Below are 24,824 nucleotides of genomic sequence, written 5' to 3'. Positions count from 1 at the left end.
TCTATCTAACACGAACTTAATTTCTTATTTATGCATTAACACAGTATCGATAACGTGTATAACACCATTAGACTGGTTAACGTCGGCAATAGTGATCTTAGCTTTACCGCCTTTCTCATCTTTGATCCAAACGTCTTTTCCATCCATCATGAACCAAAGTTTACCTCCCTGTACTGTAGCAACCTCAGCTGTTCCTTTACCTTTTTTGATAGCAGCCATAACATCGGCAGCACTCCATTTACCCGCAACTACATGGTACGTAAGTACACCCTGAAGCATTTTTTTGTTTTCAGGTTTAAGCAGGGTTTCAACAGTTCCTTTAGGAAGTTTATCAAAAGCGGCATTCGTTGGCGCAAATACAGTAAAAGGACCTTTACCTTGTAAAGTTTCTACCAGTCCGGCAGCTTTAACCGCAGCTACAAGCGTAGTATGGTCTTTTGAGTTTACTGCGTTCTCAATAATGTTTTTGTTAGGGTACATCGCGGCACCGCCTACCATTTTAGTTTGTGCCGAAAGTGGCCCGACAGCTAGAAGTAAAACGATTGCAGCAGATAGGATTTTTGAAATTTTCATGATTGTTGTTTTGTTAAAAGTTTATAGAGACAGATACGCCATAAACACAATCATGGTTTTGAGGGAATGCAAAATTTTAGAATTAATTAACGTTATGAAATGTAGCGCAGAATCTAAATGTTTGATTATTATTAGATTCTTTCTTCGTCAGAATTACAAAAAAGTCCTCTCATTCCTGAGAGGACTTTTGTTTTAAAAAGATTTAAACAGTATCATTTACATTCAAAATCAACAGTAAGTGCATCCGGCAAACCGATGGCTTTCGCTTTTGCAACGTCAGCACAGGCAAGATCCATATTCTTATGATTGGCATGCAGCCTCGCCCTACTCACATAAATAATTGCCAGTTGCTTTTCGGGAGTACCCTTGGTTTCAATAGCTTTTGTAAGGTCGGCAAGGGCTTTATCGTCATCCTTAATTATGGAATATAATGTCGCCCGGGACAGCAAAGCCCGCCATGCCGTTTTTTTAGTGCTTACCCCCAGTGCCTGGGTATAAAAGCTTTCCGCCATCTGATAATCCTTTTGATGAAGCTGCTCCACCGCTTTATTCATCAGGGTCTGAAAATCATCTTCTTTTGATTTTTCAGTTTCTTTCACAGGCGCTTTTTCAGCAGTCAAAGGTTTTGGTTTTGTGCTCTTTGCTGCAGCGGGTTTAGAAACCGTTGTTGCGTTGGCTTTGTTTCCTGTATATGGAGCATAGGTTTGGGCATGGCCCGTTATGCTAAAAAGAAATGCTGTGATCAGCAGCTGTAATAATTTCATATAAAATTTTAATTGTTCAATAAAAAGCTCTTTTGGAATCCCCCTTTATGATTTAAGATAAAGCGACACTTTATCCTCTGTGCTTATAGCCATAAACGAACCCGTTCCCTGAGTCTTAGCTTTTGCCAAAAGATAATCAGATAAAATCGCTGCGTCATTGGGGTTTATACCATCTTTTACAAGAGTGTACCCCATTGCCTCTGTCTGGAAAGGAACATTATACTCTACTTTATATTCATTCTCGGGTGTTGGTATAGAATGCTGCAATGCAGTGTCTTTTTGAGCGTTTAAATAATAAATCCCTGTTGTGGCAGCCCTGCCATTGGCAACATCTACAGTGATCACCATATAGGCAGCATCTTTTACCTGCGCCATTTCATAAGGCATATCCTGAAGCGAAAATCTAAATAGCCTTTCAGATTTCGACTTCAGTTCGCTTTCATTGCCGTATTTAAAAAGCGTTACAAAATCAATTTTGAAATCTTTTAGTCCGGCAGCGATGCCTTCGGCAATGGCCTTACTAAACTCTTCGTCAGTAAACATTTTTTTTCCTTCCTCTCCTACACTAACAGCATCCTGCTCTGTAGTTGTCATATCTTCCTGTACCGAGCAGGAAATAGCAGCAAAGCTCATGCAGGCTACTAATAAGGTTCTTATTGTATTTTTCATGATTTAATTAGTTGATTGCTATTGATAAAAGTAAAAAAAAACTACGCAGGAAAAACATAATACATAAAAAAAGCCCTCTCATTGCTGAGAGGGCTTTCATATTTAAAGAGGATAGGGATTATTTGTTTTCTCCTTTTTCCATTCTTTCTTTTAATTCTGCCAATACGTCAAGGTCACCAAGGGTGCTTCTTTCAGCATTGTTGTTAGAAGAAGAATTATTATTGTTATTGTTGTTAGACTCATTGTTTCTAACATTTTTCTCTTCTTCATCACGGAATGTAGCAGTGTGAGAAGCTACAACTCTTTTGAATTCTTTGTTGAACTCAATTACTTTGAATTCAGCAGATTCTCCTTTTTTAAGTTTTTTTCCGTCTTCTTTCTCAAGGTGACGTGTAGGGATGAAAGCAACGATATCGTCACCGAACTCTACAGTAGCACCTTTGTCAACGATTTCAGAGATCTCACCTGTGTGTAGTGTACCTACAGCAAATGAATCCTCATACTTATCCCAAGGGTTTGGCTGAGTTTGTTTGTGGCCAAGAGATAGTTTACGTCCTTCAACGTCAAGCTCAAGAACAACAACGTCAAGTTTATCACCTACGTTTACAAATTCAGATGGGTGTTTGATTTTCTTAGTCCAAGAAAGGTCAGAGATGTAGATTAGTCCATCGATACCTTCTTCAAGTTCTACGAATATACCAAAGTTTGTAAAGTTTCTAACGATACCTGAATGTTTAGAACCTACAGGGTATTTAGAAGTGATATCAGTCCAAGGATCCTGAGAAAGTTGTTTGATACCCAGAGACATTTTACGGTCATCCCTGTCAAGAGTAAGGATAACTGCTTCTACCTCATCACCAACTTTAACGAAATCCTGAGCAGATCTTAGGTGCGTAGACCAAGACATTTCAGAAACGTGGATAAGACCTTCTACACCTTCAGCAACTTCGATAAACGCACCGTAGTCAGCAATAACTACTACTTTACCTTTAACTTTGTCACCTACTGCAAGTTTTGCATCAAGTGCATCCCATGGGTGAGCGTGAAGTTGTTTAAGACCAAGTTGGATTCTTGTTTTCTCATCATCGAAATCAAGGATAACAACGTTAAGTTTCTGGTCAAGCTCAAGAACTTCACTTGGGTGGTTGATACGGCTCCAAGAAAGGTCAGTGATGTGGATAAGTCCGTCAACACCTCCAAGGTCGATGAATACACCGTAAGATGTGATGTTTTTAACAACACCTTCAAGAACCTGGCCTTTTTCAAGCTGCCCGATAATTTCTTTTTTCTGTACTTCGATATCAGCCTCGATAAGCGCTTTGTGAGATACAACTACGTTTTTGAACTCATGGTTGATTTTCACAACTTTGAACTCCATAGTTTTGTTCACATACTGATCGTAATCCCTGATAGGTTTAACGTCAATCTGAGATCCAGGAAGGAAAGCTTCAATACCAAATACGTCAACGATCATACCACCTTTAGTTCTGCATTTAACAAAACCATTAACGATTTCACCTGTTTCGTTAGCACTGATAACCCTGTCCCAAGCTTTGATTGTACGGGCTTTTTTGTGAGATAATACTAATTGTCCTGATTTATCTTCGCGAACGTCGATAAGAACCTCAACTTTATCACCTACTTTTAGGTTCGGGTTGTAACGGAACTCATTAAGAGAGATTACACCTTCCGATTTTGCGTTGATGTCTACGATAGCGTCACGGTCAGTAATCCTAACTACAGTACCTTCTACTACTTCATCACTGTCAGTTGAAATGAAAGTTTTTTCAACTAGTGTTTCAAATTCCCTAAGGTTTTTTTCGTCTACTGCATCAATACCTTCTTCAAAGTTGTGCCAGTTAAACTCCTGTAGAAATTCCTCGTTTGTTTTAGTTTGTTCAGACATGCTGATAAAAAATTTGTATCCTGTGTTTTGCCCGGTTTCTTATGCAGTGCAAAAACAGCAGAAGCGTTTTACATAAAATTGTTTAAATACCCTCAGGAAACCTTATCTGCCAAAAGGTGTGCAAAGGTACAACATTTTTCAATAAAACAAACATAACAAACACGTTTTAAGCACCTAAACCCAAACATCTTTATCAAATTAAAAATATAATAATGATTATGCAAAATATACTTTATATAATATATAAATTAACATAGTTTTTATATTACACATTTTTTTCTACCTTAGACACGGAAAAAACTTGAAATTAAGTCACCTATAGAACTTAATTTTCACATGGACTTAAACTTACATAAACCCTGCATTAACACTGTATATTCCGCTATCAGGAAATATGCAATGGTATTGCTTTTGCTAATAACAGCCCCATCAGTTTACGCTCAGTTTACAGTGAATGCTGTAACCACAAACGAAACCTGCGACGGTAACGGCTCACTTGCCCTGTCGGTACAAAATGCAACCGCAGGCGCCTCAATAACCTATATTGTCTATTACCTTGGGCCTACTGGAGCATCTGCCCCAATACTTGTATGGAACAATGCCCTCTCTAACGTACCCGCACAACAAAATGGCGTATATCAGGTCGAAGCGCACCAGTATGTAAACAATATTGAAGTACCTCCTTTTGCTACAACACAGGCAACAATTGCCGATAACACGGTGCCTCTTGAGTTTGCCCTAACCAGCAAACCTGTACTCTGTGGAAATGACGGCGAAATAACAGTAACCATAGTAACCGGCAACGCCGTGAGCTATAAGCTTACCGCAGCAAACGGTACCTCTATAGGACCCCAGCCTTCACCCACATTTACAGGGCTGACACATAATGTACTCTACACAATAGTAGCAACCAATAATTGCGGGGAAGCAATTCCACATTCCCTGAGTATAATCGAGGCAGTGCCTACCCTGCAAATTAGCCCTGCAATCTTTCCTGATGTAGAATTAATTGCGTGCGACAAGCTAACCATAAAAAATGTCATTGTCAGCGCAAACGGTGTTCCCATCCCCTATCCGTTACAGGCAAAATTTACGGTAACACATGTTGACGGAACCGTAAATATCTATAATGTTCCAATTCCATCGGGCGAGCCCGATATTGCCTCTACCGAAACAGTTATCGATTACCATTATGGCGAGCCCTGCCATTATAAAGTAGAGATCACCAACATATGCAATCAGACCATAACCTCTCCTGAACTGGATATTAATCCGCTATTGACCCTTTTTGGCGAAACAGTAAACATTAAGTGCAGTGGAATAAACATTGTATACAAGGCATTTAAATTTATGGGACCATTTACACTTGAATTCATAAACCCTCCACCCGGATTTAACCCTGCCGACTATAACGATAAGTACCCCGGGCCATATACTGTAGATGATGAGGAGATCTTATTTGGAGACGAAAACACACCGCTTCCCCTGGGCATTTATAAAGTAAAGATACACGACCAATGCAACAGGACTCCCGACGGAATTTCGAATGAAATTGAGGTCAAAGCTCCGGATATCGAGATAAATGTTAGTGTCGACTATCATGAGCTGTGCAATAGCGGTGGTATGGTCACTGCCTCCATCCCGGGACTACCCATAGGCGTAGCCACCATGACAATGGGTCCTCCGGAATATTCAACCACGTATGGCGTTGACCTGGATGCCTTTATACAAAATAAACAATCAAAAGAGAGGGACGAAGTAAAAGTAGGAGACTTGCCTCCTGGCGATTATTTTATAGTGCTTAAGGATACATGCGGGGTAACATATCCCGGAAAACCATTTACCATAAAACCCTATAATGGAGACAAAGGAAGTTATCTGTCACGCCCTGACTGCGAAGTAGGATTCGGAAGCATTACAACAACAGGAGCAATCCTGGACCACATAGAGATCATCAATGCCCCAACAGCCTTTAGCAACGAGCATCCCTTACCTTATGACGCTTCACCACATATCCACCCTACCGAAATGGTGCTCTACATGGATCACCTGCCACCCGGACAGTATAAATTCAAGGGAAATAATGGCTGTGATGACGATATCGAATGGCTGTTCAATTATGCCGTCGTCCCCTCCTATAGCATATCTGAAGATGAATACATACTAACACCTCATTGCGGGGCATTTGACCTGTTTATAAATCATCAGAGCACGGGTACCTCTTTCGTTAGCTTTTCTCTCCAAAAGTGGGATGATGTTTTGGGCACATGGCGACATCCTGATCCTGCCGGCACAACTTATGTCGAAGGAGATCCTATAGTATCTGATCTGCTGACACCCATAGCCGACCGTAACGGGCTAAAATTAACCAATAACGCTACAAACCCAAACCTGATATATTCAACAGGAAAATACAGGGTCTTAAAACTATACCAAAGTTTTGGCGACGGAGCAAAGGGTCAAAAGACCAAACTGTGCAGCACAACACTTTATGAATTCGAATATTACAGTGAGCTTACTATTTTAGGTGCCATAAGCCTTGACTGTCAGGGAAATTCAGGAGAGGTACTCATAAATGCTTTTGGCGTACCTCCACTCAATTACAGTATCACCGCGCCATTTGTTGCAGATAACGGCCAAAATAACACATTTACCGGCCTTAATTCAGGGATATACACCATTCAGGTAAAAGATAATTGTAATATTACAAGAACACTCACCTTTAACGTAGCCGACATTCCTTCACTTGTACATGTACCCGCACCGTCAGATCTTGATGGCATTGCCGTATGCGACCTGGATGGTGACAATAAAGAAACATTTGACATCTCTGTATATACACCTCTTATTTTAGATGACCAGAACCCTGATGATGTCACTATAACATACCACACTTCAGAGAATGATGCAAACCTTGGAACAAACCCAATAACTAACCTTTCTGCTTTTACAACGGGCACAACGACCATATATGCCAGGGCAACACATGATCTGAGCTTTGACTGTATCGCAATTACATGGTTTAACATTGTTGTAAATCCTATGCCTAAGCTCAACATGAAAGAAAAATGGGGTGGCTGCGAAGGCGAAGATGTCACCATCACGGCAGACAGCGGATACGATTACTATTCATGGACAAACGAAACAGGCTCCATAACTATCGTAGGCCCCCAAAGCATTACTGTTAGCGATGCAGGCCGCTACACCGTTACTGTGAGGGATGCGATAGGCTGCGAAGGGTCTAAAGACATACAGGTTGTAAAATCTCCGGCTCCGGTTATAAATACCGTTACAATTAAAGACTGGACCGATAAAGACAATACCCTTACCGTAGTTATGGAACCTACCCCAATGCCCGGAAGTTACCTGTATTCTCTTGATAATATTCATTTTCAGAGCGAGCCAACTTTCAATGGCCTTGCACCCGGACTATATACTGTCTATGTAAAAGATGAATTTAACTGCGGTGACGATAAATTTGAGACTTACATACTCACCTACCCTAAATTCTTTACACCAAACGGTGACGGTATTAACGAATACTGGCGCATTTACATGGCTATCCTTGAACCTGATATGCTGGTCTATATTTATGACAGGTATGGCAAATTAATCACCGGTTTTGGCGTAGACAGCAAAGGATGGGACGGTACCCTTAATGGGAGTAAGCTACCCGCTACCGATTACTGGTTTGTCGTAAAACGACAGAATGGCCAGGAAATGAAAGGACACTTCTCGATGATACGATAAAATTTGTTTTAATCGTGGATTTTTTGATTTGAAAAACAAATAACCAAATCCACGAATAACCAAATCAACTCTTTTCCTGCGTTTCTCTAAACATTATAGGAAATGTAATGGCCAATACCAATGCGTATGCCGCAAACGTAAACCAGATGCTTTGCCAGTCTTTCACGCCATTCACGGTAAAATGATCTACCACCCAGCCGCTGGCCAGTCCGCCTATAAAAGCACCTATGCCGTTGCACATGATCATGAACAATCCCTGTGCACTGGAACGTATTGCCGGTTCGGCTTCTTTTTCTACAAACAGTGAACCGGAAATATTGAAGAAGTCGAATGCCATTCCGTAAACAACCATAGACAGCAGTAAAAGCCAAAGCCTGTCGTCAGGATTACCGAGTCCAAAAAGGGTGAAACGTAGTATCCACGCCAGCATACTGAACAACATGATCTTTTTTATGCCAAAACGATTCAGGAAAAATGGTATAGATAATATGAAAAGTGTTTCTGATATCTGCGAAATAGATAGCAACAGATTTGGATGCTGAACTGCAAACGAGTCAGGATGCGTTGTTTTGAAATCATCCAGGAAAGGCCCGCCAAAGGCATTGGTTATCTGAAGGGCAGCACCAAGCAGCATCGCGAATATAAAGAACACGGCCATCTTCTTCTTTTTAAAAAGTACAAAGGCATCCAGTCCTAAAGCCGATGCAAGACTTTTTTTCGCAAGATTCAATGTAGGAACAACTGCCGGCATGGTAAAAGCATACAACCCTAAAAACAAGCCCGCTCCTGCACTTACATACATCTGGAAAGGACTTTGGGTCCATCCGCAAATATCCGTAACCCACATTGCCATAACAAAACCTACAGTACCCCACACACGTATCGGAGGAAAATCTTTTACTATGTTGCTGCCTGACTTTTCCAGAACAGCATACGATACGGCGTTGTTCAGTGCGATGGTAGGCATATAAAAGAAGGAATGCAAAAGCATTGCCATATAAAACGAAGGAAAATCATTAAGTGTAGAAGCATATACCAAAAATGCTGCAGCAATAATGTGACATAAGCCCAATACACGCTCGGCATTAAGCCAACGGTCGGCTACTATGCCCATAAGCCCCGGCATAAATAATGACGCGATACCCATGGTTGTATAAACGCTTCCTATCTGTAAACCTGAAAAACCAAGAACGCCTCCCATGTAGTTGCCGAGAGAGATAAGCCACGAACCCCAAATAAAGAACTGGAGAAAATTCATGGCAGTAAGCCGCAGTTTTATGCCCATAATTAACTTTTAGAATCAAAAACGCAAATCTATTAATAAACTATAGCTTTGATTGTTAAGGAATCGTAAAGTTAATTATGTTTTACTGTGAAGTGAAATATAATTAGAATAACATAAAAAGGAGTAGTACTATCAGGAGCGCTATAAGTATATAGCCCCTTACATATTCAGTGCTTTTCAGGAAGGTATTGCCGCCGCGAAGACGGTCTTTAGTACTTTTTACCAAAAAGTATATCAGCTGCATGACAACAACCGCCAGGATCAGCATAAAGACTTTATAGATCATCTAAAGCACTATCCTGCTATCAGGTTTTTAGCCAGGACCAGCACTCTTTCAAGCTGTTCCTGTTTTGTAATATTTGAGTTATCCATCTCGATCGCATCATCGGCTTTTACAAGCGGCGAATCTTTCCTGTGGGTATCAACATGGTCACGCTCTACAACGTTCTTAAAAACATCCTCATAGGTTACCACCTGACCCAGCCCGGTAAGTTCCTTGAAACGCCTTTGGGCACGCACTTCCGCTGCAGAGTTCATAAAAATTTTTAATTCGGCATTTGGGAACACTACAGTACCAATATCCCTGCCATCCATAACAACACCTTTATGATCACCCATGTGCTTTTGCTGTTCAACCAGCTTAACACGTACCTCATGCACTTCGGCCACATAACTCACCAGTTTGGATACATCAAGCATACGTATTTCTTTCTCCACATTTTCACCATTAAGATACATCTCTGCCAGTTCCAATTCCGGATTATAGGTAAAGCGAAGCGTAATATCATCAAGGCTGTCAATAAGCCCCTGCCTGTCAAAAGCGCCTTCAGTGATAAATCCGTTCCTCATGGCATAAAGGGTAACGGCGCGGTACATGGCACCACTGTCTACATATACATAACCAAGTTGTCTGGCAAGCTGTTTTGCAAGTGTGCTTTTGCCTGTAGAAGAAAAACCGTCGATTGCTATGGTAATTTTTTTATCCAAATCTTACTGTAAGTTTAACATTAAACCAAATAGGCTGGTATTAGCTGCAAGGGTATATCTCGAATACGAATAATCGAACCGCAATTTACCAAATCTTATCCCTAAACCTGCCGAAATCCCCGAAAAAGTTCGTCGATCTTCAAGCCGAAGCTCTTCACCCCTCCTAAAGTTGTACCCAATACGTATGTTGAAGCTTTTCCCAGGGAAAAGTTCGGCACCAAGGATTACGTGACGCAATGCATTATTGAAAAAAGAAACCTTTTCTTCGGTTGCCCCGCCATCAATGCCCTGTTCGGCACGGTTAGGGTTCGAAAAAGCGATATTCCATTGTTGGAGGTTTTCAAGGGTAATATGCCATCGTAACGGAACATTCTCCATTTCCTGAGATATACCCGCCAGGATCTCAAACGGAAGCTGCTCACGCGTTCCGGCATATGTAGACAACTGCATACCGGCATTACGAATTACCAACCCGTAATTGATATCGTTATCTTCGTCTATCAGCAATGCTCCAATATCAACCGCTGCACCAAAAGAGTGATAGCTCTCCAGTGTAGACGAAATTAATTTTGCATTAGCGCCAATGTATAAATCGGTATAAGGAACATTATATGAATAACCAACAGACAACGCCATTTCGCTACCGGTAAAGTCTCCGGTAATAAGACCGGCTTCGTCGCGGCCTTCAAAGTTTCCGTAATCTACATAATTAACACCCACATGAAAAGTCTGCACGTGCCTGTCCCATGTATAAGCATAGGCGGCAGTACCATAGGCTACTTCACCATAATAACTTCCATAATTAGCCGAAAGGTGGTTATCCATTTCAGGATTGATGGTCGCAGGGTTAAAAATTGCCTGGTTAACGTCGTAATCGTGAAGCGTAATCACTTTTCCGCCCAGTGCGGCCTGTCTTGGTGAGGTAACAAGGTTTAGGAACTGGTACGTAGATTTACCTCCTATCTGGCTAAAAGACAAAGTGGTGTACAGCAGGATGAGTAAAAGATACCGGTTTTTAAACATTGTGGTTTTATAGGATTTCGCATACTATAACGCGAATGCGAAGATATTATTTTTAAATAAAAAAACGGCTAAGAAATTTTAGCCGTTTTTTTACTGAATTAACCTTTATTATAGTGTTTTAGCATTCTTCACTTTTTGATCTGTAATTGCATATTTGATTACTTCACTCATTTCTTTCACATAGTGGAAAGTAAGCCCCTCAAGGTATTCCGGCTTGATCTCATCGATATCACGCTTGTTTTCCTGGCACAGTATTATCTCTTTAATATTTGCCCTTTTGGCAGCAAGTATCTTTTCTTTGATACCTCCTACCGGTAGTACCCTTCCTCTCAAAGTGATTTCACCTGTCATGGCTATGTTTTTCTTAACCCTTTTTTGGGTAAACGAAGATACTAATGAGGTAAGCATCGCCACACCTGCACTTGGCCCGTCTTTAGGGGTAGCTCCTTCCGGCACGTGAATATGAACGTTATAATTATTGATCACCTCCGGGTTTATACCTAACAATTCGGCATTGGCTTTTATGTATTCCAATGCAATGGTGGTAGACTCTTTCATTACTGTACCAAGATTACCTGTCATAGTCATGTGACCTTTACCTTTAGATAGTATCGACTCTATGAAAAGAATGTCACCTCCAACACTTGTCCAGGCAAGCCCGGTAACTACTCCTGCAATTTCGTTGCTTTCATATTTGTCGCGCTCCATTTTAGGTGCTCCCAAAATTTCAATGATATCCTCATCGGTAACTTTAGCGTTGAATTCCTCTTCCATCGCTATGCATTTCGCATAATGACGTATCACTTTAGCGATCTGCTTCTCAAGTCCCCTGACACCTGACTCACGGGTATATCCTACTACAATTCTCTCGATTTGTTTTTTGCCAAGGCTTATATCTTTAGCAGTAAGGCCATGCTCACCTATCTGTTTAGGTACAAGGTGTTTCTTAGCGATCTCAACCTTTTCTTCGATAGTATATCCCGTCATGTTTATGATCTCCATCCTGTCACGAAGGGCAGGCTGAATAGTAGACAGGTTGTTTGACGTGGCAATGAACATTACTTTACTAAGATCAAAGCCCAGTTCAAGGAAGTTATCATAGAATTCCTTATTCTGTTCAGGGTCAAGCACCTCAAGCAACGCCGATGAAGGGTCGCCCTGATTGCTCACGCTAAGCTTATCGATCTCATCCAGTACAAATACAGGATTGGATGTCCCTGCCTTCTTAAGACTCTGGATGATCCTACCCGGCATGGCGCCTATGTACGTTTTTCTGTGTCCTCTTATCTCTGCCTCGTCGCGCAGGCCACCAAGCGAAATACGGATGTATTCCCTGCCAAGTGCTTCAGCTACCGACTTACCAATGGAAGTCTTACCAACTCCCGGAGGGCCGTAAAGGCAAAGTATCGGCGATTTCATATCCTTGCGAAGCTTAAGCACTGCAAGGTGTTCGATGATACGTTTCTTAACATCATCAAGGCCATAGTGGTCTTTATGAAGTATTTTTTCAGCACGCTTAAGATCGAAATTATCTACAGAATATTCATTCCATGGCAGTTCAATCATCAGCTCAAGATAATTGCGCTGGGTACCATAGTCTGCCGCCTGGGGATTCATTCGCTGAAGTTTGGATACTTCTTTATCAAAATGCCCTTTAACCTTCTCATTCCATTTTTTGGCTTTGCCTTTTTGGCGCATCTCTTCAATCTCCTGATCGTGAGAAACACCACCCAGCTCTTCCTGAATGGTCTTCATCTGCTGGTGCAGGAAGTATTCACGCTGCTGCTGGTCCAGGTCAAAACGCACTTTGCTTTGTATATCATTCTTAAGTTCCAGTTTTTGCAACTCAAGGTTCATATAACGCAGGGTCTCAAGCGCTCGAGTTTTAAGGTCGTTTTCGGCAAGCAGGTTCTGCTTTTCCTCAACAGTAAGGTTCATGTTGCTCGAAACAAAATTCACCAGGAAAGAGTTGCTTTCAATATTCTTGATAGCAAATGTAGCCTCAGTAGGAATGTTTGGGCTCTCCTTAATGATCTGTATCGCCAGTTCTTTAATAGACTCAATTATGGTCGAAAACTCTGCTTCATCATCGGCCGGCCTCTCTTCGTTAACCTCTTTTATGGTAGCCTGAAGATAAGGTGTGTCCGTGATTACCTGATCGATCTCAAAGCGTTTTTTTCCCTGTAGGATTACCGTTGTGTTTCCGTCAGGCATTTTAAGAACACGAAGTATTCTTGCTACCGTACCTACAGTATTGATGTCCTCGATACCGGGTTCTTCAACGCTTTCATCTTTTTGGGCAACAACACCAATTATTTTTCCACCTGCATTGGCATCGTTAAGAAGCTTTATCGACTTATCGCGGCCCGCAGTAATAGGAATAACAACTCCGGGAAACAGCACCATATTACGCAATGGTAATATTGGCAGGGTTTCCGGCAGCTGCTCGTTATTCATTTCTTCTTCATCTTCAGGGGTCATTAATGGAATTAAATCCGCATCAGTGTCTAATTCCTGAAGTGACAAACTGTCAATGTTTAATATCTTTTGATTCGCCATACTATTGTAAAGGTCATTTTGTCATTAAATTATTATAAATACAAATGGCTCTATAACATAAAACCATTCAGCAGACACTGTAAATCAGCAAAAAAGGCTGTATTAACTATAGGTCTGCCAACTATTATGACAATCTTTATGCCATAAAAAAATCCGCACCGGGCGGATTTTAATTATTTAAGGATAAATTTTAGAAATCCCACTCAAGGTTGAAATCACCTGAAACCACATGGCTATCTACGGTATAACTAAAAGAACCTGCTACCCAGCCGTTAGCGTTGCTTGTAATAGTCAGGCTTCCACCTGTTACCGTGTGAGATTCATTGTTCGCATCAATAAAACGTGCGCCAACCGTAGCCGACGGACCTGTTGCGAATGTATAGGTACCTGCTGTGATCGTAGTTGGGAAAGAGAATACAAGTTTGTGGTTTTCACCATAAGTATTTATCGAAATGGTCTCTCCTGCTCCGGCGCTTGCTACAACTACAGCAAGATCAGAACCGGCATAAGAATTATCAGTACCATCTACAGTAGCGTCAAAAAATTCCTCCTCGGTATCTACAGCCCCTGTATACGGAATGTTTTCAAAAACACCATTCGTGAAAATCACAGACGGCATGTTAGCCTCGCTATCTGTCCATTCACCTTTAAACTGGAAAGTTCCCGAAATAGTTTTGTTTTGCGTATTGATACTAGTAATCGTAACGCTTCCTGCATCAGCACCCGATACAAAAAGGTTGCTGTATGAGTATTCAGAATTACCCGGATTATAATCCATCATAACGTTTTCGCCAGAATATGTACCTTGCGCAGTACCAGATATAACGATAGAAACCATTTCTCCGTTAGTACCTTTTACACCACCTATAGTAATCAAGCCACTACCTACAGTAGCAATAGTGTTTGTTGCAACATAGGTTTGACCGCTAAAGTCAACTTTAAATACAGGTTGTCCAACAGGGTTTGTACCGGGATTTTCTCCTCCTGGGTTTAAAACCGGATCTACAGGTTCGGTGTCACAAGAAACAAGGCCCAAAACCGTAAACATTACCAACACTGCAGATAATAGTCTGAATTTTTTCATCACAATAATTTTATAATTTGGATTCAAATATAGCAGGAATTTCATAAATACCTGACTACTGTATGTTAATTCGTCAGGAATATAAAAAAATCCGCCAGGTGGCGGATTTTAATCTTTTCTATATTTTAGTATTGAATATTGAATTCTCCATTAGTAACCGAATGGGGAATTCCATCGAAATCTTCTCCGCTAAACGAGAAAGTTCCTTTTATCCATCCGTTAGCATGACTGATTATCGTAATAGTTCCTGTGTCAGAAGGAATATCAATTCCACCCATACCTCCCATATAGAGAGCAGAATACTCTGTAAGCATCTCTAAAGGATATGTTCCGGGTGTCATTGCCTGATCTAAATTAAGGGTCATCGTTCTCATAGATGCAGCATCAGTACCGGTAAGCACCCAAAAATCGCCTTCACCCGCTGTAACCACCATACCAAAATTAACCAATTCACCATCAATTTTAGCCCTCATATATTTTTCTGAAACGGTTCCCGGCTGTGGTAATCCTGTCGCCGGCACATTTTGGAAAGTACCGTTTGTAAATTCGATTGATGCAGGATTAGTAGCAGGATTTACTGAATAGCCCTTAAAGCTGAATGTCCCCGAAACCGTATTATTCTCATAGTCAACATCGGTTATTACTACGGTACCATTTTTCAGGAAGGTCTCAGGATTAATGTTCATGTAGCCGGTCTGGGCATTAACCCCCGGAATATAGTTCATTGTGTTATTATTGTAAGTTCCTTCAGTAGTACCGCTTACCCCTACACTTACCACCTCTCCCGAAGTTTTGGCTCCGGCTATTATAAGCATACCCTGCTCGTATTTTGCCACAGCTGATGTAGCTACAAAAGTGCTGCCTCCAAAATCTACCTTAAAATTGGCGTTACCAACAGGATTTGTTCCGGGGTTTTCTCCACCGGGATTTAAAACCGGGTCTACAGGCTCACTATCACAAGAAATAAAGCCTAAAGCAGTAATCATTGCAAGTACTACAGAAAGTAATCTAATTTTTTTCATTTTAGTGTTTTTTAATTTTCCGATTCAAATATAGTATATTTTTAACATGTATAGTACTAAGAAATGCTATTTATCAGATATAAAAAAACCGCCAAAAAGGCGGTTATGAATACTTTATGTTTGACAGTTATTCTTCAAGAGCTACTTTAAATGATCCTGCGGTAACTTCAATAATTCCACTTTCGTTTTCAGCACTGATGGTAAAAGTTCCCGTAACTATATTGTCAGTTATATCAGTAATTATAACTGATCCGCCAACACCTTCATAACTATCCTCACCAATTGTAACTATGGCACTAACAGCTGTCTCATCGATATCGAAAGTTCCCTCAGCGATAGTAGAATTATCAGCAAATGTTATTGCGATAGAATAGGCCGGATCAACATTATTTCCTTTAATAGTAGTTTCAGCGCCATCAACTATAGTCCATGCTGCACCAAAAGTTACGTCTGTACCGTTAACTTTAGCTTTCATTTCACCTACAAATGGCGGCTCATAAGGAAGTGGTGTAGGAAGTGTTCCTGTTAAAGGCACATTCTCGAATATACCGCTAAAGAAAGGAACACCATCAGCAGGAGCAGCTGCATCATCGTCATAACCGATAAAGCTGAAGGCACCTGTTATAGAACCTGCATTAGATTCTGATAATTTCACTGCACCGGTATGAAGGTTTGTGAATGGGCTCAATGCTGAGTACTCATTCCCTGAAGGATCAATATAAGTAACGATTGCATTGTCAAACGCTCCGTTTTTATTTAACTGGTTTCCAAACTGAATTACTAACGATTCACCTGTATCTTCATTATCTGCCGTAATTGTAACATTATCACCAGATGCGGCTGCACTTACAAACGTAGAATGAAAAACTTTAGTCGTATCTCCGGGAATAGTATAGTTAATATTCAGTATAGTTGAACCTGCAGGCCCCTGGCCACCGTTAAGCAGTTCAGCCTGATCGTCAGAACAACTCGTTAGCCCCAGTAATGTAGCAAATGCAACAAAAGCAGCAAGAAATTTAAACTTTTTCATATCAGTTTTTAGTAAATTAAGATAATAAATAGTGATCGGTTTAGGTAACATCTGATCTGGCGTTGCCAAATCAACTAAAGCCACAGACAAATTCTTAATCCTTATCCGCAGGTTTAATTTTAGTTTTCAAATATAAATAAAAAAATGAATTATTTATTCCTATTTACCCTAAGCAGTAAAAATATGCCCACAACAAAGAAAAGCGTCAGGAATACCACCGAATAACGCATACTGCCAAATATCTGGTCAATGGCACCATAAAGCACCATCCCTATTACGATACCAATCTTTTCGGTCACATCATAGAAACTGAAGAATGAGGCCGTATCCTGCGTTTCAGGCAGGAACTTTGAGTATGTCGATCTTGAAAGCGACTGTATCCCTCCCATTACCAAACCTACGAAAGCGGCTGTAACATAAAACTCAACAGGTTTTGTTACAAAGAAAGCGCAAATGCATATTGCTGCCCAAACGCAATTGATCCCGATAAGTGTTTTAATGTTTCCATATTTAGCCGAAAGTTTCGATGTTATTACAGCTCCGGCCACCGCGATAAGCTGTATAAGAAGTATACTCACGATAAGCCCCATCTGTTTGGCTCCGCCTTCTCCCCATTGTATTTCTTCGGCACCAAAATAAGTTGCGACAAGCATTACTGTCTGTACTGCCATGCTATATACAAAGAAACCACCTAAATAGCGTTTAAGCGTTTGGTTTTGCTTAAGCTGTGCCCACACTTTCTTTAACTCCTTAAAGCCGTTAAAGAAAACATCTCCTGTAACTTTCCTGCCTTCTTTATTACCTTTCGGAAGATAGTAGTACGTGTATTGGCTAAAGAGTATCCACCAAACTCCCACCGACACGAAAGAGTAGCGCATCATCTGTAGCTTTTCAGATTCTTCAACTGACATTACCATTGCAAGGTTGATGATCAGCAATACCACGCTTCCAATGTATCCCATTGAATATCCACGGGCGCTCACCGCATCCTGCTGGTCAGGAAAAGCAATATCAGGAAGATATGAGTTGTAAAACACAAGGCTGCCCCAAAAACCTATGAGCCCAAAAAAGTAAAACGTCAGGCTTAAGTATAAATGACTCAGGTCAAACCAATAAAGGCCAATACACGAAAGTCCGCCCAGATAACAAAAAATCTGGAGAAAGCCTTTTTTATTACCTGAATAATCGGCAATACCTGAAAGCAATGGAGAAATGAAAGCCACCACCAAAAAAGCAAAAGCAGTAACAAAGCTTATCAGTGCCGTACTTTTTACTGATGTGTCAAAAACTATTACATAATTGCTTCCGCTCAGGTCGAAGATCAGATCATAAAAAATTGGAAATATCGCCGAAGCGATTACAAGGCTGTATACCGAGTTAGCCCAGTCATAAAAAGCCCAGGCATTAAGAAGCTTTTTGCTTCCTTTTTCTAATTGTACCATAAATATTGGTTTGCTGACCCAAAGCTACTTTATTTTTCTTTAAGTCCTAAAATCTAAAGTTATAAAGTCGTAAAGTTTTGACAGGGATACATCATCAACACCTGCATTTACTTCGTCGAATCTTTTCAGTATTCTTTTCGCTAAAAGGGTAGATCTTCAGCGCAAAATAAATATCGGCTGCGTGCAGTTTATCCTGTTTAAAGAAAAGCGGAAAAAAGTTTTCACTCCCTATAACGAAGGGTGCTATTCTCAGGTATGCCCCAAACTGCATGTCCCTGAATTCATACAATGATGTTGAAACGCCATAGCCAAGTATTCTCTTCTGTACAGAATAAGAAACATTGACAATATTGGCACGTTTCAGGCTGTTTTCAAAAACAGGGGTTCTTTGCACCATGTCAAAATTCACATACTGGTTATCACCTACCCGTTTACTTGCATTAAAGTGTAAACTTGTCGGAAGCCCTATCGTAAATTTTGTCCCCGTCAAAGAGGCACCAGGATTGCCATAGGCTTCCTGGCTCAAAACTTGAAAAAGTTCCTGCGGACTCCCTATCCTTTTACCCGATAAACTATTAAAACTGACCGGGCTGCCTTTTAAAAGATGATTTTCACCTTCAAATCTAATATACCCTATATCAAGAACATTAAACGACATCTTAAGGTTGTAATCCTCCATCCTGAAGTCCCATTTCATAAAAGTAAGGCCAATATCCATTCCCAGGCCCTTACCTGTAGGCTTGAAACGATAACGCTCCTGTTCAGAATCATAAGAGGTCGCGTAAGAAGCTTCAATATCATAGTTAGCCACTTCGCCATCAGTACCAAAATTACTATCAACCGTCCTGCTTATGGTTGCAGTACTCCTACTATTCACGTTCATGGCATCATATCCAATTTCGTATTTCAGGTTACCACCCAAAACCAACTTATACTCTTTGCGCTCAAATATTTCCGTAGCAGCATTTATCCCTATTTCTCCCCAGTTCATAAAACTGGTCTTGAAGGGACGAAAATCATATTGATATATCGCATCGGTATTTGTGTTGTTGAATCTTGAGTAATTATCAACATCAATGGCAGAACCCTGTGTCCTTACGCGGGTAAAAAGCCCGAAAGTATATTTTTTCTGGCGGATATCTGTCGACAGGGAAAAAGAAGGCCCAAGTACATCAGAACTGAAATGATATCTTCCTACGTCCTTATTGTAGTAGTCTTGCAAATTAGGCCCGCTGATACCCATAATTTTATCCCTCAGGGTTACACCTTTTATGTCTGCACTAGCCAGACCAAGAATGCTCTGGTTCGAGATGTAGGTATAATCATTTTGCACAAATAGATTTTCGGCGATAATATTTACATCCCAGGGATTTGGATTCATATAAGGCTGGGTAGGAGAAAACCCCACGCTGCTGATACCGCTGTATTTATCATTGCTGAAAATTACCGCATCCTGCGCAGACATCGCTAAAGGAAATACTACTAATAATAAAACTTTCAACTTTATTTTCATGGCAATTTAGATTCAGGTTCTTATGGCGAATAATTGCGCAGTACCTTATTTTAAAGGCTTTTGCATGCTTATAGAACAAATTATTATCTCTTTGCCCTACTATTGAAAACGCAAAAAAACTGTAAGTATTTCTATAAATCTGAAGAACAAATATTTACAAATAAATTACTGAAATAAAAAAGCCACCCGAAGGTGGCTGGTATAGTATTTTAAGGCCTATTTATAAGTTACTCCAAATTTAGCTGCTTCAGCTTTGGCATTGGCTACAATACTTTTAATATGCGCTATCCTTGTAGATCCTGCAGGGTGTGTGCTTAGGAATTCAGGTGGTGCTCCACCTCCTGAGTTGGCTTCCATCCTTTGCCAGAATTCAACTGCCTTATCAGGATTGTATCCGGCAATAGCCATAAGGGTAAGTCCGACTTCATCAGCTTCGGTCTCATGTTTCCTGCTAAAAGGCAACATACCTCCTACTTCAGATCCTATGCCGTATGCCTGCATAAGCAAATCCTGAGTTCCAGAACTTTGTCCGGCTGTTGCAACCTGAACACCTGCTGCACCATACTGCTGAAGTTGTGCAGCACTCATACGCTGCGCTCCGTGGTTAAGCAATGCGTGAGCTACCTCATGACCCATAACCGTAGCAAGTCCTGCTTCGTCTTTCGTAATTGGTAATATACCAGAATATACTACTATCTTTCCGCCGGGCATACACCAGGCATTTACTTCTTTACTGTCTACAAGGTTATATTCCCATGCATAGCCGTTTAAGTAGCTGGAATTTCCGGTAGAATTAAGGTATTTTTCTGCTGCTGCTTTTATCTTTTGACCGACACTAACCACACGTTGTGCATCGGGAGTACCTTTTATCACTTTGTTTTCTTTCAGGAACTGGCTGTACTCAGCAAAGGCAGTCGGGAATATTTGGTCATTGGACACAAAATTAAGATCAGACTTTCCTGTAAAAGGATTCTTGCTACAGGCAACTACTAAAACAAGTAATAAGCCTGATAGTGTTAAGATGCTTTTTCTCATGGTTGAATAAGAGTTATTAAATTCTATTCAAATTTAGTGATTTCATTTTATAACTATTTCAAAAAATTAACACTGTAAAGTTAAAGTATTGTGAATGTTCAAATTAGATTAACAATTAATTTTAGCGCCTCATTCTCATGGCAATTGCCTCTGACAATATACTGTCAATAAGCGCTACAGGAATTTCACCCAAAGAATTGACAGGCAATACCTTCATCCTGCTGCGTTTCTCCATAATCAATTCCGGCCTGTCTATTTTATTACCATCAACAATACCTATATATGGTTCGTTAGTTTTTTTATTGGTCCATAAATAACATAGCATTTTACCATTATAATAGTAAAACGGCATTCTATATTTCCACTCTTCAGTAATAGCTGCATCAAACTGTGCAATATGAGTACGCAGATATAGAAGACAACTCCTTACAGGCTCTTCTTTTTCAAGGAAATATAGATCAATTGGCCGCATAAAAATTCACCGAAGATTTAATTTATATTTATGATGTTTAAAAATACAGCAAAAAACATAAATCTCTAACTTGGTCTGGTAAATTCACATACAATGTCTGACACAAAAAAAATCCATCGGGAATCAATGAAAATTCCGAAACCAATATTGGTTACGGCAAAAATACTTGAAGTCACTTCACCCCGCCTGGCGGCAAAATTTGCCATAAAGCTTTTTACACGCCCTATCCGATTCAGGCTCCCGAAGCGTGAGGTCGAAATGGATGTGAAAAGCAGGCAGGAAGAAATTGAAGTTTCATCGATCGGAAAAAAAATAAACGTTTATCATTACGGCGAAAGTGATAAAAAGGTTTTGTTGGTACACGGTTGGAGTGGCCGCGGCACACAGTTGCACAGCATTGCGGACAGACTTTTGAAAAACGGATACAGCACTATCAGCTTTGACGCTCCTGCTCATGGTAAATCGCCCGGAAAAAGCAGCGATATGACCGAATTTGTAGCTTCTATCCTTGAGCTTGAACAACGCTTTGGACCTTTTGAACATGCTGTAGGGCATTCATTGGGTGCCATGTCTGTCCTGAATGCCATAAAAAGAGGATTTAAGGTTAACAAAGCCGTAATAATAGGAAGCGGTGATGTTATAAAAGATATTATGGATGACTTTACCGCAAAATTAGGAATGAATATTGCTACAGGTAAACTGATGATACGCAAGTTTGAAAAGAAGTTTGGACAATCCATTAACACCTATTCAGCGTATATAGCTGCAGCGGAAGTTAAGAACCCGGTACTCGTGATTCATGACGAAGATGACACGGATGTCCCTGTAAGTGCAGCACATCATATTGCACAACATCTGGCAAATTCCGAAGTCATGATTACCGAAGGACTTGGGCACCGCAAAATTTTAGGAGACAGCAAAGTCATCAAAAAAATCATTCAATTCTTAGACTCATGAAAAAATTAATTGCTCTAGTGATCCTGTTTACATTTACCGCCTGCCAGGCACAGGAAAAGAAAAAAGAGACTCCGGCAAAACAGGAAATAGCACAGCAGCCTGAACAAAAAATTAAACTGAACAAGAACACTACTGATGAGGAGTGGAAAAAGGTACTTAGTCAGGAAGAATATGACGTGCTTCGTCAAAAAGCTACCGAAAGGCCATTCACAGGAGAGTATTACAAACATTTTGAAAAAGGTGTTTATGTGTGTGCTGCCTGTGGCAATCCATTATTTAAATCCGATGCAAAGTTTGACTCATCCTGCGGATGGCCGTCATTCGATCAGGCAATAAAAGGCTCAGTAATCTACAAAGAAGACGGTTCACTTGGCATGAAGCGTACTGAAGTGATGTGTGCTAATTGTGGTGGACATTTAGGTCACGTATTTAATGATGGCCCCGAAGAAACTACCGGCAATCGCTTTTGCACTAATTCTGTTTCGATTAAATTTATACCGGCAAAGAAATAATTCGTTTCAAATAAATATTCATCTATTATGGAAAAATATAATGTAGAAAAAACTGAAGATCAATGGAAAGAAGAACTGGGTACGGAACGCTATAAGATATTACGCGAGAAAGGAACCGAATTTCCACATTCAGGCAAATACAACCTTACTTTTGACAAAGGCATATACTGCTGTGGCGCTTGCGGCGAACCGCTTTTTGAAAGCGACTCAAAATTCCAGTCAAGTTGCGGATGGCCTTCTTTTGATGAATCTATTCCCGGAAAGGTGGAGTACATAAAGGATACAACTTTTGGAATGATCAGAACAGAGATACTTTGTGCCAATTGCGGGAGCCATCTCGGACACGTATTTGATGATGGTCCTACCGAAACCGGACAAAGGTATTGCGTTAACTCATTATCTGTTGACTTAAAGCCATAATTATGGATCTCTTTAATGAAGGCATCAACTGGCCAGAAGAACTCAAACCTCTTGTAGCAAAATATAAAGGCAAGGAGCACCCTTTACACTACAAAAACCTTTACCAGTTAATGGTTATGGTGGTACTTGCTGCGCAGGATAGTGATGCCAACATAAATAAGGTAACCGTCGAGTTCTTTAAAAAATTCCCGGACATGAAGGCTTTATCAAAGGCCAACACCGCTGAATTGCACCAATACCTGGATAAGGTACGTTTCAACGGAAATAAGATTGCCTGGCTGCAGGAAATAGCCGAAACCGTTAAAGAAGATAAGAACATTCCTAAAACAATGAAAGAACTTATTGCTCTTAAAGGAGTGGGGCGTAAATCTGCTAATGTGATAATGCGCGAAGCCGGTGTTGAGGCAGAAGGTATTTTGGTAGACCTTCATGTATTGCGCGTTGCACCACGGCTTGGTATAGCCAAAGGCAAAGACGCTACAAAGATTGAAAAACAAATGATGGAAGTTCTCCCAAAAGATATGTGGGGAGAAGTTGGAATGGCAATTTCTTTCTTAGGACGTGAAACATGCAGGCCTACAAATCCAAAACACAGTGAGTGTATCATGAATAAGGTTTGCGAATACTGCCTTACTCATAAAGCATAATAAAAAAGAGAAGCCAAAATGCTTCTCTTTTTTATTAGTATATTTTGATTATATCTCCGGCCGCTGTAAAAGTAGCCGTTGTATCTACTCCATCTTTAGAAAGTACTAGTTTGTATTCACCGTCATCTGCTCTGTGGGCTTCTTTTATCGTATAGCTTCCATAGCTCTTTTTGATTTTATCCAACGCTTCTTTTGCAACCTGTGAAACTTCAATTTTTTTATATTGCTTTTCCTGGTGAACAGAAACTACTGTGTTAGTATATGTAATAGTCGACGCTGTTGACGAAAAACCTGTAATTAATGCCAAAATAAAAAATAACTTTTTCATAGTGTTTGGTTTAGTAATAAACCCAAATTTACTAAACCCTAAGTGGTAAGCTATTAAAATAATCTTAAACTTTAAAAATGGTAACCAATTCTCAAATGCACATTAACCACTGCATCATTGTCTGCTTTATAATTATAGCTGCCTCTTTCTTTTTTAAATACATGTACATAGCCGATACCAAAACCCGCCTCATAATCAAAATGATTGCCCAGGGCCCTTCGTATACCCCATGTAGGAACGAATGAAATTTGGTCTCTTACAGTAATGTCGTCTCCATCCTGTGCAATCACGAACCAATCAGGGTAATAAGACGTCTGTAATGCCAGAAAATTGCCACTATTGTTTCTTATATTTTTTCCTTTTCTCTCTCTGTTTTCAAGACTATAGTACCATCTTGGCTCAACCCGAATGGCGGGTGTCAGCAGAAAACCAAGCCCTTCATATTGTTTCCCTGCCCAATAACCTGCAGCAAGTCCTGCTTCTGCTCTTAGAGACATCTTATTAGTAAGTCTAAACTCATCATTTATCCATACGCCAAGGGGCCCAATTTGTATACCTGTAATATTCTTTTCCACACTTACATTTTGGGCATTGCTTTTAAAAGTAAAAAATAAAAATGCAACAGTAGTAGCTAAAAGTAGATTTTTCATTAATAGTTGGTTTTAGCCTGCTAAGAAAACAAATAGCATAATGAATTCCTACTTTTAAAGACTATTTTAATTTCCAAAAGCAAAAGCCTCTACATACTATAGAGGCTTTACAAAAAGGTTATACAACAAAAAACCCTTCATCGTTAGATGAAGGGTTTTCAAAAGAAAGGCGACGACCCGAGCCGTAAGGCGAACA

At 40.3% G+C, this 24,824-nt stretch carries 23 protein-coding genes; 5 read left to right on the top strand and 18 right to left on the bottom strand.

What is annotated here, in order from left to right:
* Window positions 1–24: 24 nt before the first annotated feature.
* The 4 genes from ACX0HA_RS11390 to rpsA form a co-directional block, all read right to left on the bottom strand.
* Window positions 25–573 carry a fasciclin domain-containing protein gene (locus ACX0HA_RS11390; protein WP_458845412.1) on the bottom strand — a complete coding sequence of 183 codons (549 nt, stop codon included), beginning with the start codon at window positions 571–573 and terminating at the stop codon, window positions 25–27.
* A gap of 212 nt (window positions 574–785) precedes the next feature.
* A complete protein-coding gene (locus ACX0HA_RS11385; protein ID WP_458845411.1) occupies window positions 786–1,337 on the bottom strand; it encodes a tetratricopeptide repeat protein in 552 nt (183 codons plus the stop codon).
* Window positions 1,338–1,382: 45 nt separating this feature from the next.
* A complete protein-coding gene (locus ACX0HA_RS11380) occupies window positions 1,383–2,006 on the bottom strand; it encodes a hypothetical protein (RefSeq protein WP_458845410.1) in 624 nt (207 codons plus the stop codon).
* 118 nt (window positions 2,007–2,124) lie between these two features.
* On the bottom strand, window positions 2,125–3,912 hold the full coding sequence (gene rpsA / locus ACX0HA_RS11375) for a 30S ribosomal protein S1 (RefSeq protein WP_458845409.1): 1,788 nt from the start codon (window positions 3,910–3,912) through the stop codon (window positions 2,125–2,127).
* Window positions 3,913–4,248: 336 nt separating this feature from the next.
* Here rpsA and ACX0HA_RS11370 point away from each other — a divergent pair, with 336 nt between their 5' ends.
* A complete protein-coding gene (locus ACX0HA_RS11370; RefSeq protein WP_458845408.1) occupies window positions 4,249–7,662 on the top strand; it encodes a T9SS type B sorting domain-containing protein in 3,414 nt (1,137 codons plus the stop codon).
* 64 nt (window positions 7,663–7,726) lie between these two features.
* On the opposite strand, the gene ACX0HA_RS11365 is transcribed toward ACX0HA_RS11370, so the two are convergent.
* The 12 genes from ACX0HA_RS11365 to ACX0HA_RS11310 form a co-directional block, all read right to left on the bottom strand.
* Window positions 7,727–8,947, bottom strand: a complete 1,221-nt coding sequence (locus ACX0HA_RS11365) for a nucleoside permease (RefSeq protein WP_458845407.1) — start codon at window positions 8,945–8,947, stop codon at window positions 7,727–7,729.
* A gap of 103 nt (window positions 8,948–9,050) precedes the next feature.
* Window positions 9,051–9,215 carry a hypothetical protein gene (locus tag ACX0HA_RS11360; RefSeq protein WP_458845406.1) on the bottom strand — a complete coding sequence of 55 codons (165 nt, stop codon included), beginning with the start codon at window positions 9,213–9,215 and terminating at the stop codon, window positions 9,051–9,053.
* A gap of 26 nt (window positions 9,216–9,241) precedes the next feature.
* Complete coding sequence (gene cmk, locus ACX0HA_RS11355) at window positions 9,242–9,934, bottom strand: (d)CMP kinase (protein WP_458845405.1); 693 nt, start codon at window positions 9,932–9,934, stop codon at window positions 9,242–9,244.
* 3 nt (window positions 9,935–9,937) lie between these two features.
* Window positions 9,938–10,957, bottom strand: a complete 1,020-nt coding sequence (porQ, locus tag ACX0HA_RS11350; RefSeq protein ID WP_458845404.1) for a type IX secretion system protein PorQ — start codon at window positions 10,955–10,957, stop codon at window positions 9,938–9,940.
* Window positions 10,958–11,065: 108 nt separating this feature from the next.
* Window positions 11,066–13,516 (bottom strand): endopeptidase La, encoded by a 2,451-nt coding sequence (gene lon, locus ACX0HA_RS11345; protein ID WP_458845403.1) that lies wholly within the window; start codon window positions 13,514–13,516, stop codon window positions 11,066–11,068.
* A 190-nt stretch (window positions 13,517–13,706) separates the two neighbouring features.
* Window positions 13,707–14,600 carry a DUF6252 family protein gene (locus ACX0HA_RS11340; RefSeq protein WP_458845402.1) on the bottom strand — a complete coding sequence of 298 codons (894 nt, stop codon included), beginning with the start codon at window positions 14,598–14,600 and terminating at the stop codon, window positions 13,707–13,709.
* 125 nt (window positions 14,601–14,725) lie between these two features.
* Window positions 14,726–15,622 carry a DUF6252 family protein gene (locus ACX0HA_RS11335; protein WP_458845401.1) on the bottom strand — a complete coding sequence of 299 codons (897 nt, stop codon included), beginning with the start codon at window positions 15,620–15,622 and terminating at the stop codon, window positions 14,726–14,728.
* A 127-nt stretch (window positions 15,623–15,749) separates the two neighbouring features.
* On the bottom strand, window positions 15,750–16,652 hold the full coding sequence (locus ACX0HA_RS11330) for a DUF6252 family protein (protein WP_458845400.1): 903 nt from the start codon (window positions 16,650–16,652) through the stop codon (window positions 15,750–15,752).
* 149 nt (window positions 16,653–16,801) lie between these two features.
* Window positions 16,802–18,094, bottom strand: coding sequence for an MFS transporter (locus ACX0HA_RS11325; protein WP_458845399.1), 1,293 nt, complete (start codon window positions 18,092–18,094; stop codon window positions 16,802–16,804).
* Between the two features lie 94 nt (window positions 18,095–18,188).
* Entirely contained in the window at window positions 18,189–19,607 is a 1,419-nt protein-coding gene (locus ACX0HA_RS11320) for a hypothetical protein (RefSeq protein WP_458845398.1), read from the bottom strand.
* A 216-nt stretch (window positions 19,608–19,823) separates the two neighbouring features.
* Window positions 19,824–20,642 carry a M48 family metallopeptidase gene (locus tag ACX0HA_RS11315; protein WP_458845397.1) on the bottom strand — a complete coding sequence of 273 codons (819 nt, stop codon included), beginning with the start codon at window positions 20,640–20,642 and terminating at the stop codon, window positions 19,824–19,826.
* A 121-nt stretch (window positions 20,643–20,763) separates the two neighbouring features.
* A complete protein-coding gene (locus ACX0HA_RS11310) occupies window positions 20,764–21,114 on the bottom strand; it encodes a DUF1801 domain-containing protein (RefSeq protein WP_458845396.1) in 351 nt (116 codons plus the stop codon).
* A 126-nt stretch (window positions 21,115–21,240) separates the two neighbouring features.
* Here ACX0HA_RS11310 and ACX0HA_RS11305 point away from each other — a divergent pair, with 126 nt between their 5' ends.
* Genes ACX0HA_RS11305 through ACX0HA_RS11290 form a run of 4 tightly spaced genes read left to right on the top strand, consistent with a single transcriptional unit; the run spans window position 21,241 to window position 23,650 of the window.
* Window positions 21,241–22,071, top strand: a complete 831-nt coding sequence (locus ACX0HA_RS11305) for an alpha/beta fold hydrolase (RefSeq protein WP_458845395.1) — start codon at window positions 21,241–21,243, stop codon at window positions 22,069–22,071.
* The gene (gene msrB / locus ACX0HA_RS11300; protein ID WP_458845394.1) at window positions 22,068–22,583 is read left to right on the top strand and encodes a peptide-methionine (R)-S-oxide reductase MsrB; all 516 of its coding nucleotides are present in this window, start codon (window positions 22,068–22,070) and stop codon (window positions 22,581–22,583) included. Before ACX0HA_RS11305 ends, msrB (ACX0HA_RS11300) begins: the two co-directional genes overlap by 4 nt.
* Before the next feature lie 27 nt (window positions 22,584–22,610).
* Window positions 22,611–23,003, top strand: coding sequence for a peptide-methionine (R)-S-oxide reductase MsrB (gene msrB, locus ACX0HA_RS11295; RefSeq protein ID WP_458845393.1), 393 nt, complete (start codon window positions 22,611–22,613; stop codon window positions 23,001–23,003).
* A 2-nt stretch (window positions 23,004–23,005) separates the two neighbouring features.
* Window positions 23,006–23,650, top strand: coding sequence for an endonuclease III domain-containing protein (locus tag ACX0HA_RS11290; protein ID WP_458845392.1), 645 nt, complete (start codon window positions 23,006–23,008; stop codon window positions 23,648–23,650).
* A gap of 34 nt (window positions 23,651–23,684) precedes the next feature.
* On the opposite strand, the gene ACX0HA_RS11285 is transcribed toward ACX0HA_RS11290, so the two are convergent.
* The gene (locus ACX0HA_RS11285; protein ID WP_458845391.1) at window positions 23,685–23,978 is read right to left on the bottom strand and encodes a hypothetical protein; all 294 of its coding nucleotides are present in this window, start codon (window positions 23,976–23,978) and stop codon (window positions 23,685–23,687) included.
* Between the two features lie 71 nt (window positions 23,979–24,049).
* Window positions 24,050–24,628: a hypothetical protein gene (locus tag ACX0HA_RS11280; protein ID WP_458845390.1), complete on the bottom strand. Its 579-nt coding sequence runs from the start codon at window positions 24,626–24,628 to the stop codon at window positions 24,050–24,052.
* Window positions 24,629–24,824 lie beyond the last annotated feature (196 nt).

The sequence above is a fragment of the Flavobacterium hauense genome, from assembly GCF_054457175.1.
The sequence above is the reverse complement of the archived record's forward strand: the minus strand, read 5'-3'. Positions and strand labels throughout refer to the sequence as shown.

Excerpts from the sequence above, each read along its gene's own strand:
- ACX0HA_RS11390 (WP_458845412.1), bottom strand. The coding sequence starts at position 573 with ATGAAAATTTCAAAAATCCTATCTGCTGCAATCGTTTTACTTCTAGCT.
- ACX0HA_RS11385 (WP_458845411.1), bottom strand. The coding sequence starts at position 1,337 with ATGAAATTATTACAGCTGCTGATCACAGCATTTCTTTTTAGCATAACG.
- ACX0HA_RS11380 (WP_458845410.1), bottom strand. The coding sequence starts at position 2,006 with ATGAAAAATACAATAAGAACCTTATTAGTAGCCTGCATGAGCTTTGCT.
- rpsA (WP_458845409.1), bottom strand. The coding sequence starts at position 3,912 with ATGTCTGAACAAACTAAAACAAACGAGGAATTTCTACAGGAGTTTAAC.
- ACX0HA_RS11370 (WP_458845408.1), top strand. The coding sequence starts at position 4,249 with ATGGACTTAAACTTACATAAACCCTGCATTAACACTGTATATTCCGCT.
- ACX0HA_RS11365 (WP_458845407.1), bottom strand. The coding sequence starts at position 8,947 with ATGGGCATAAAACTGCGGCTTACTGCCATGAATTTTCTCCAGTTCTTT.
- ACX0HA_RS11360 (WP_458845406.1), bottom strand. The coding sequence starts at position 9,215 with ATGCTGATCCTGGCGGTTGTTGTCATGCAGCTGATATACTTTTTGGTA.
- porQ (WP_458845404.1), bottom strand. The coding sequence starts at position 10,957 with ATGTTTAAAAACCGGTATCTTTTACTCATCCTGCTGTACACCACTTTG.
- lon (WP_458845403.1), bottom strand. The coding sequence starts at position 13,516 with ATGGCGAATCAAAAGATATTAAACATTGACAGTTTGTCACTTCAGGAA.
- ACX0HA_RS11340 (WP_458845402.1), bottom strand. The coding sequence starts at position 14,600 with ATGAAAAAATTCAGACTATTATCTGCAGTGTTGGTAATGTTTACGGTT.
- ACX0HA_RS11335 (WP_458845401.1), bottom strand. The coding sequence starts at position 15,622 with ATGAAAAAAATTAGATTACTTTCTGTAGTACTTGCAATGATTACTGCT.
- ACX0HA_RS11330 (WP_458845400.1), bottom strand. The coding sequence starts at position 16,652 with ATGAAAAAGTTTAAATTTCTTGCTGCTTTTGTTGCATTTGCTACATTA.
- ACX0HA_RS11325 (WP_458845399.1), bottom strand. The coding sequence starts at position 18,094 with ATGGTACAATTAGAAAAAGGAAGCAAAAAGCTTCTTAATGCCTGGGCT.
- ACX0HA_RS11320 (WP_458845398.1), bottom strand. The coding sequence starts at position 19,607 with ATGAAAATAAAGTTGAAAGTTTTATTATTAGTAGTATTTCCTTTAGCG.
- ACX0HA_RS11315 (WP_458845397.1), bottom strand. The coding sequence starts at position 20,642 with ATGAGAAAAAGCATCTTAACACTATCAGGCTTATTACTTGTTTTAGTA.
- ACX0HA_RS11310 (WP_458845396.1), bottom strand. The coding sequence starts at position 21,114 with ATGCGGCCAATTGATCTATATTTCCTTGAAAAAGAAGAGCCTGTAAGG.
- ACX0HA_RS11305 (WP_458845395.1), top strand. The coding sequence starts at position 21,241 with ATGAAAATTCCGAAACCAATATTGGTTACGGCAAAAATACTTGAAGTC.
- msrB (WP_458845394.1), top strand. The coding sequence starts at position 22,068 with ATGAAAAAATTAATTGCTCTAGTGATCCTGTTTACATTTACCGCCTGC.
- msrB (WP_458845393.1), top strand. The coding sequence starts at position 22,611 with ATGGAAAAATATAATGTAGAAAAAACTGAAGATCAATGGAAAGAAGAA.
- ACX0HA_RS11290 (WP_458845392.1), top strand. The coding sequence starts at position 23,006 with ATGGATCTCTTTAATGAAGGCATCAACTGGCCAGAAGAACTCAAACCT.
- ACX0HA_RS11285 (WP_458845391.1), bottom strand. The coding sequence starts at position 23,978 with ATGAAAAAGTTATTTTTTATTTTGGCATTAATTACAGGTTTTTCGTCA.
- ACX0HA_RS11280 (WP_458845390.1), bottom strand. The coding sequence starts at position 24,628 with ATGAAAAATCTACTTTTAGCTACTACTGTTGCATTTTTATTTTTTACT.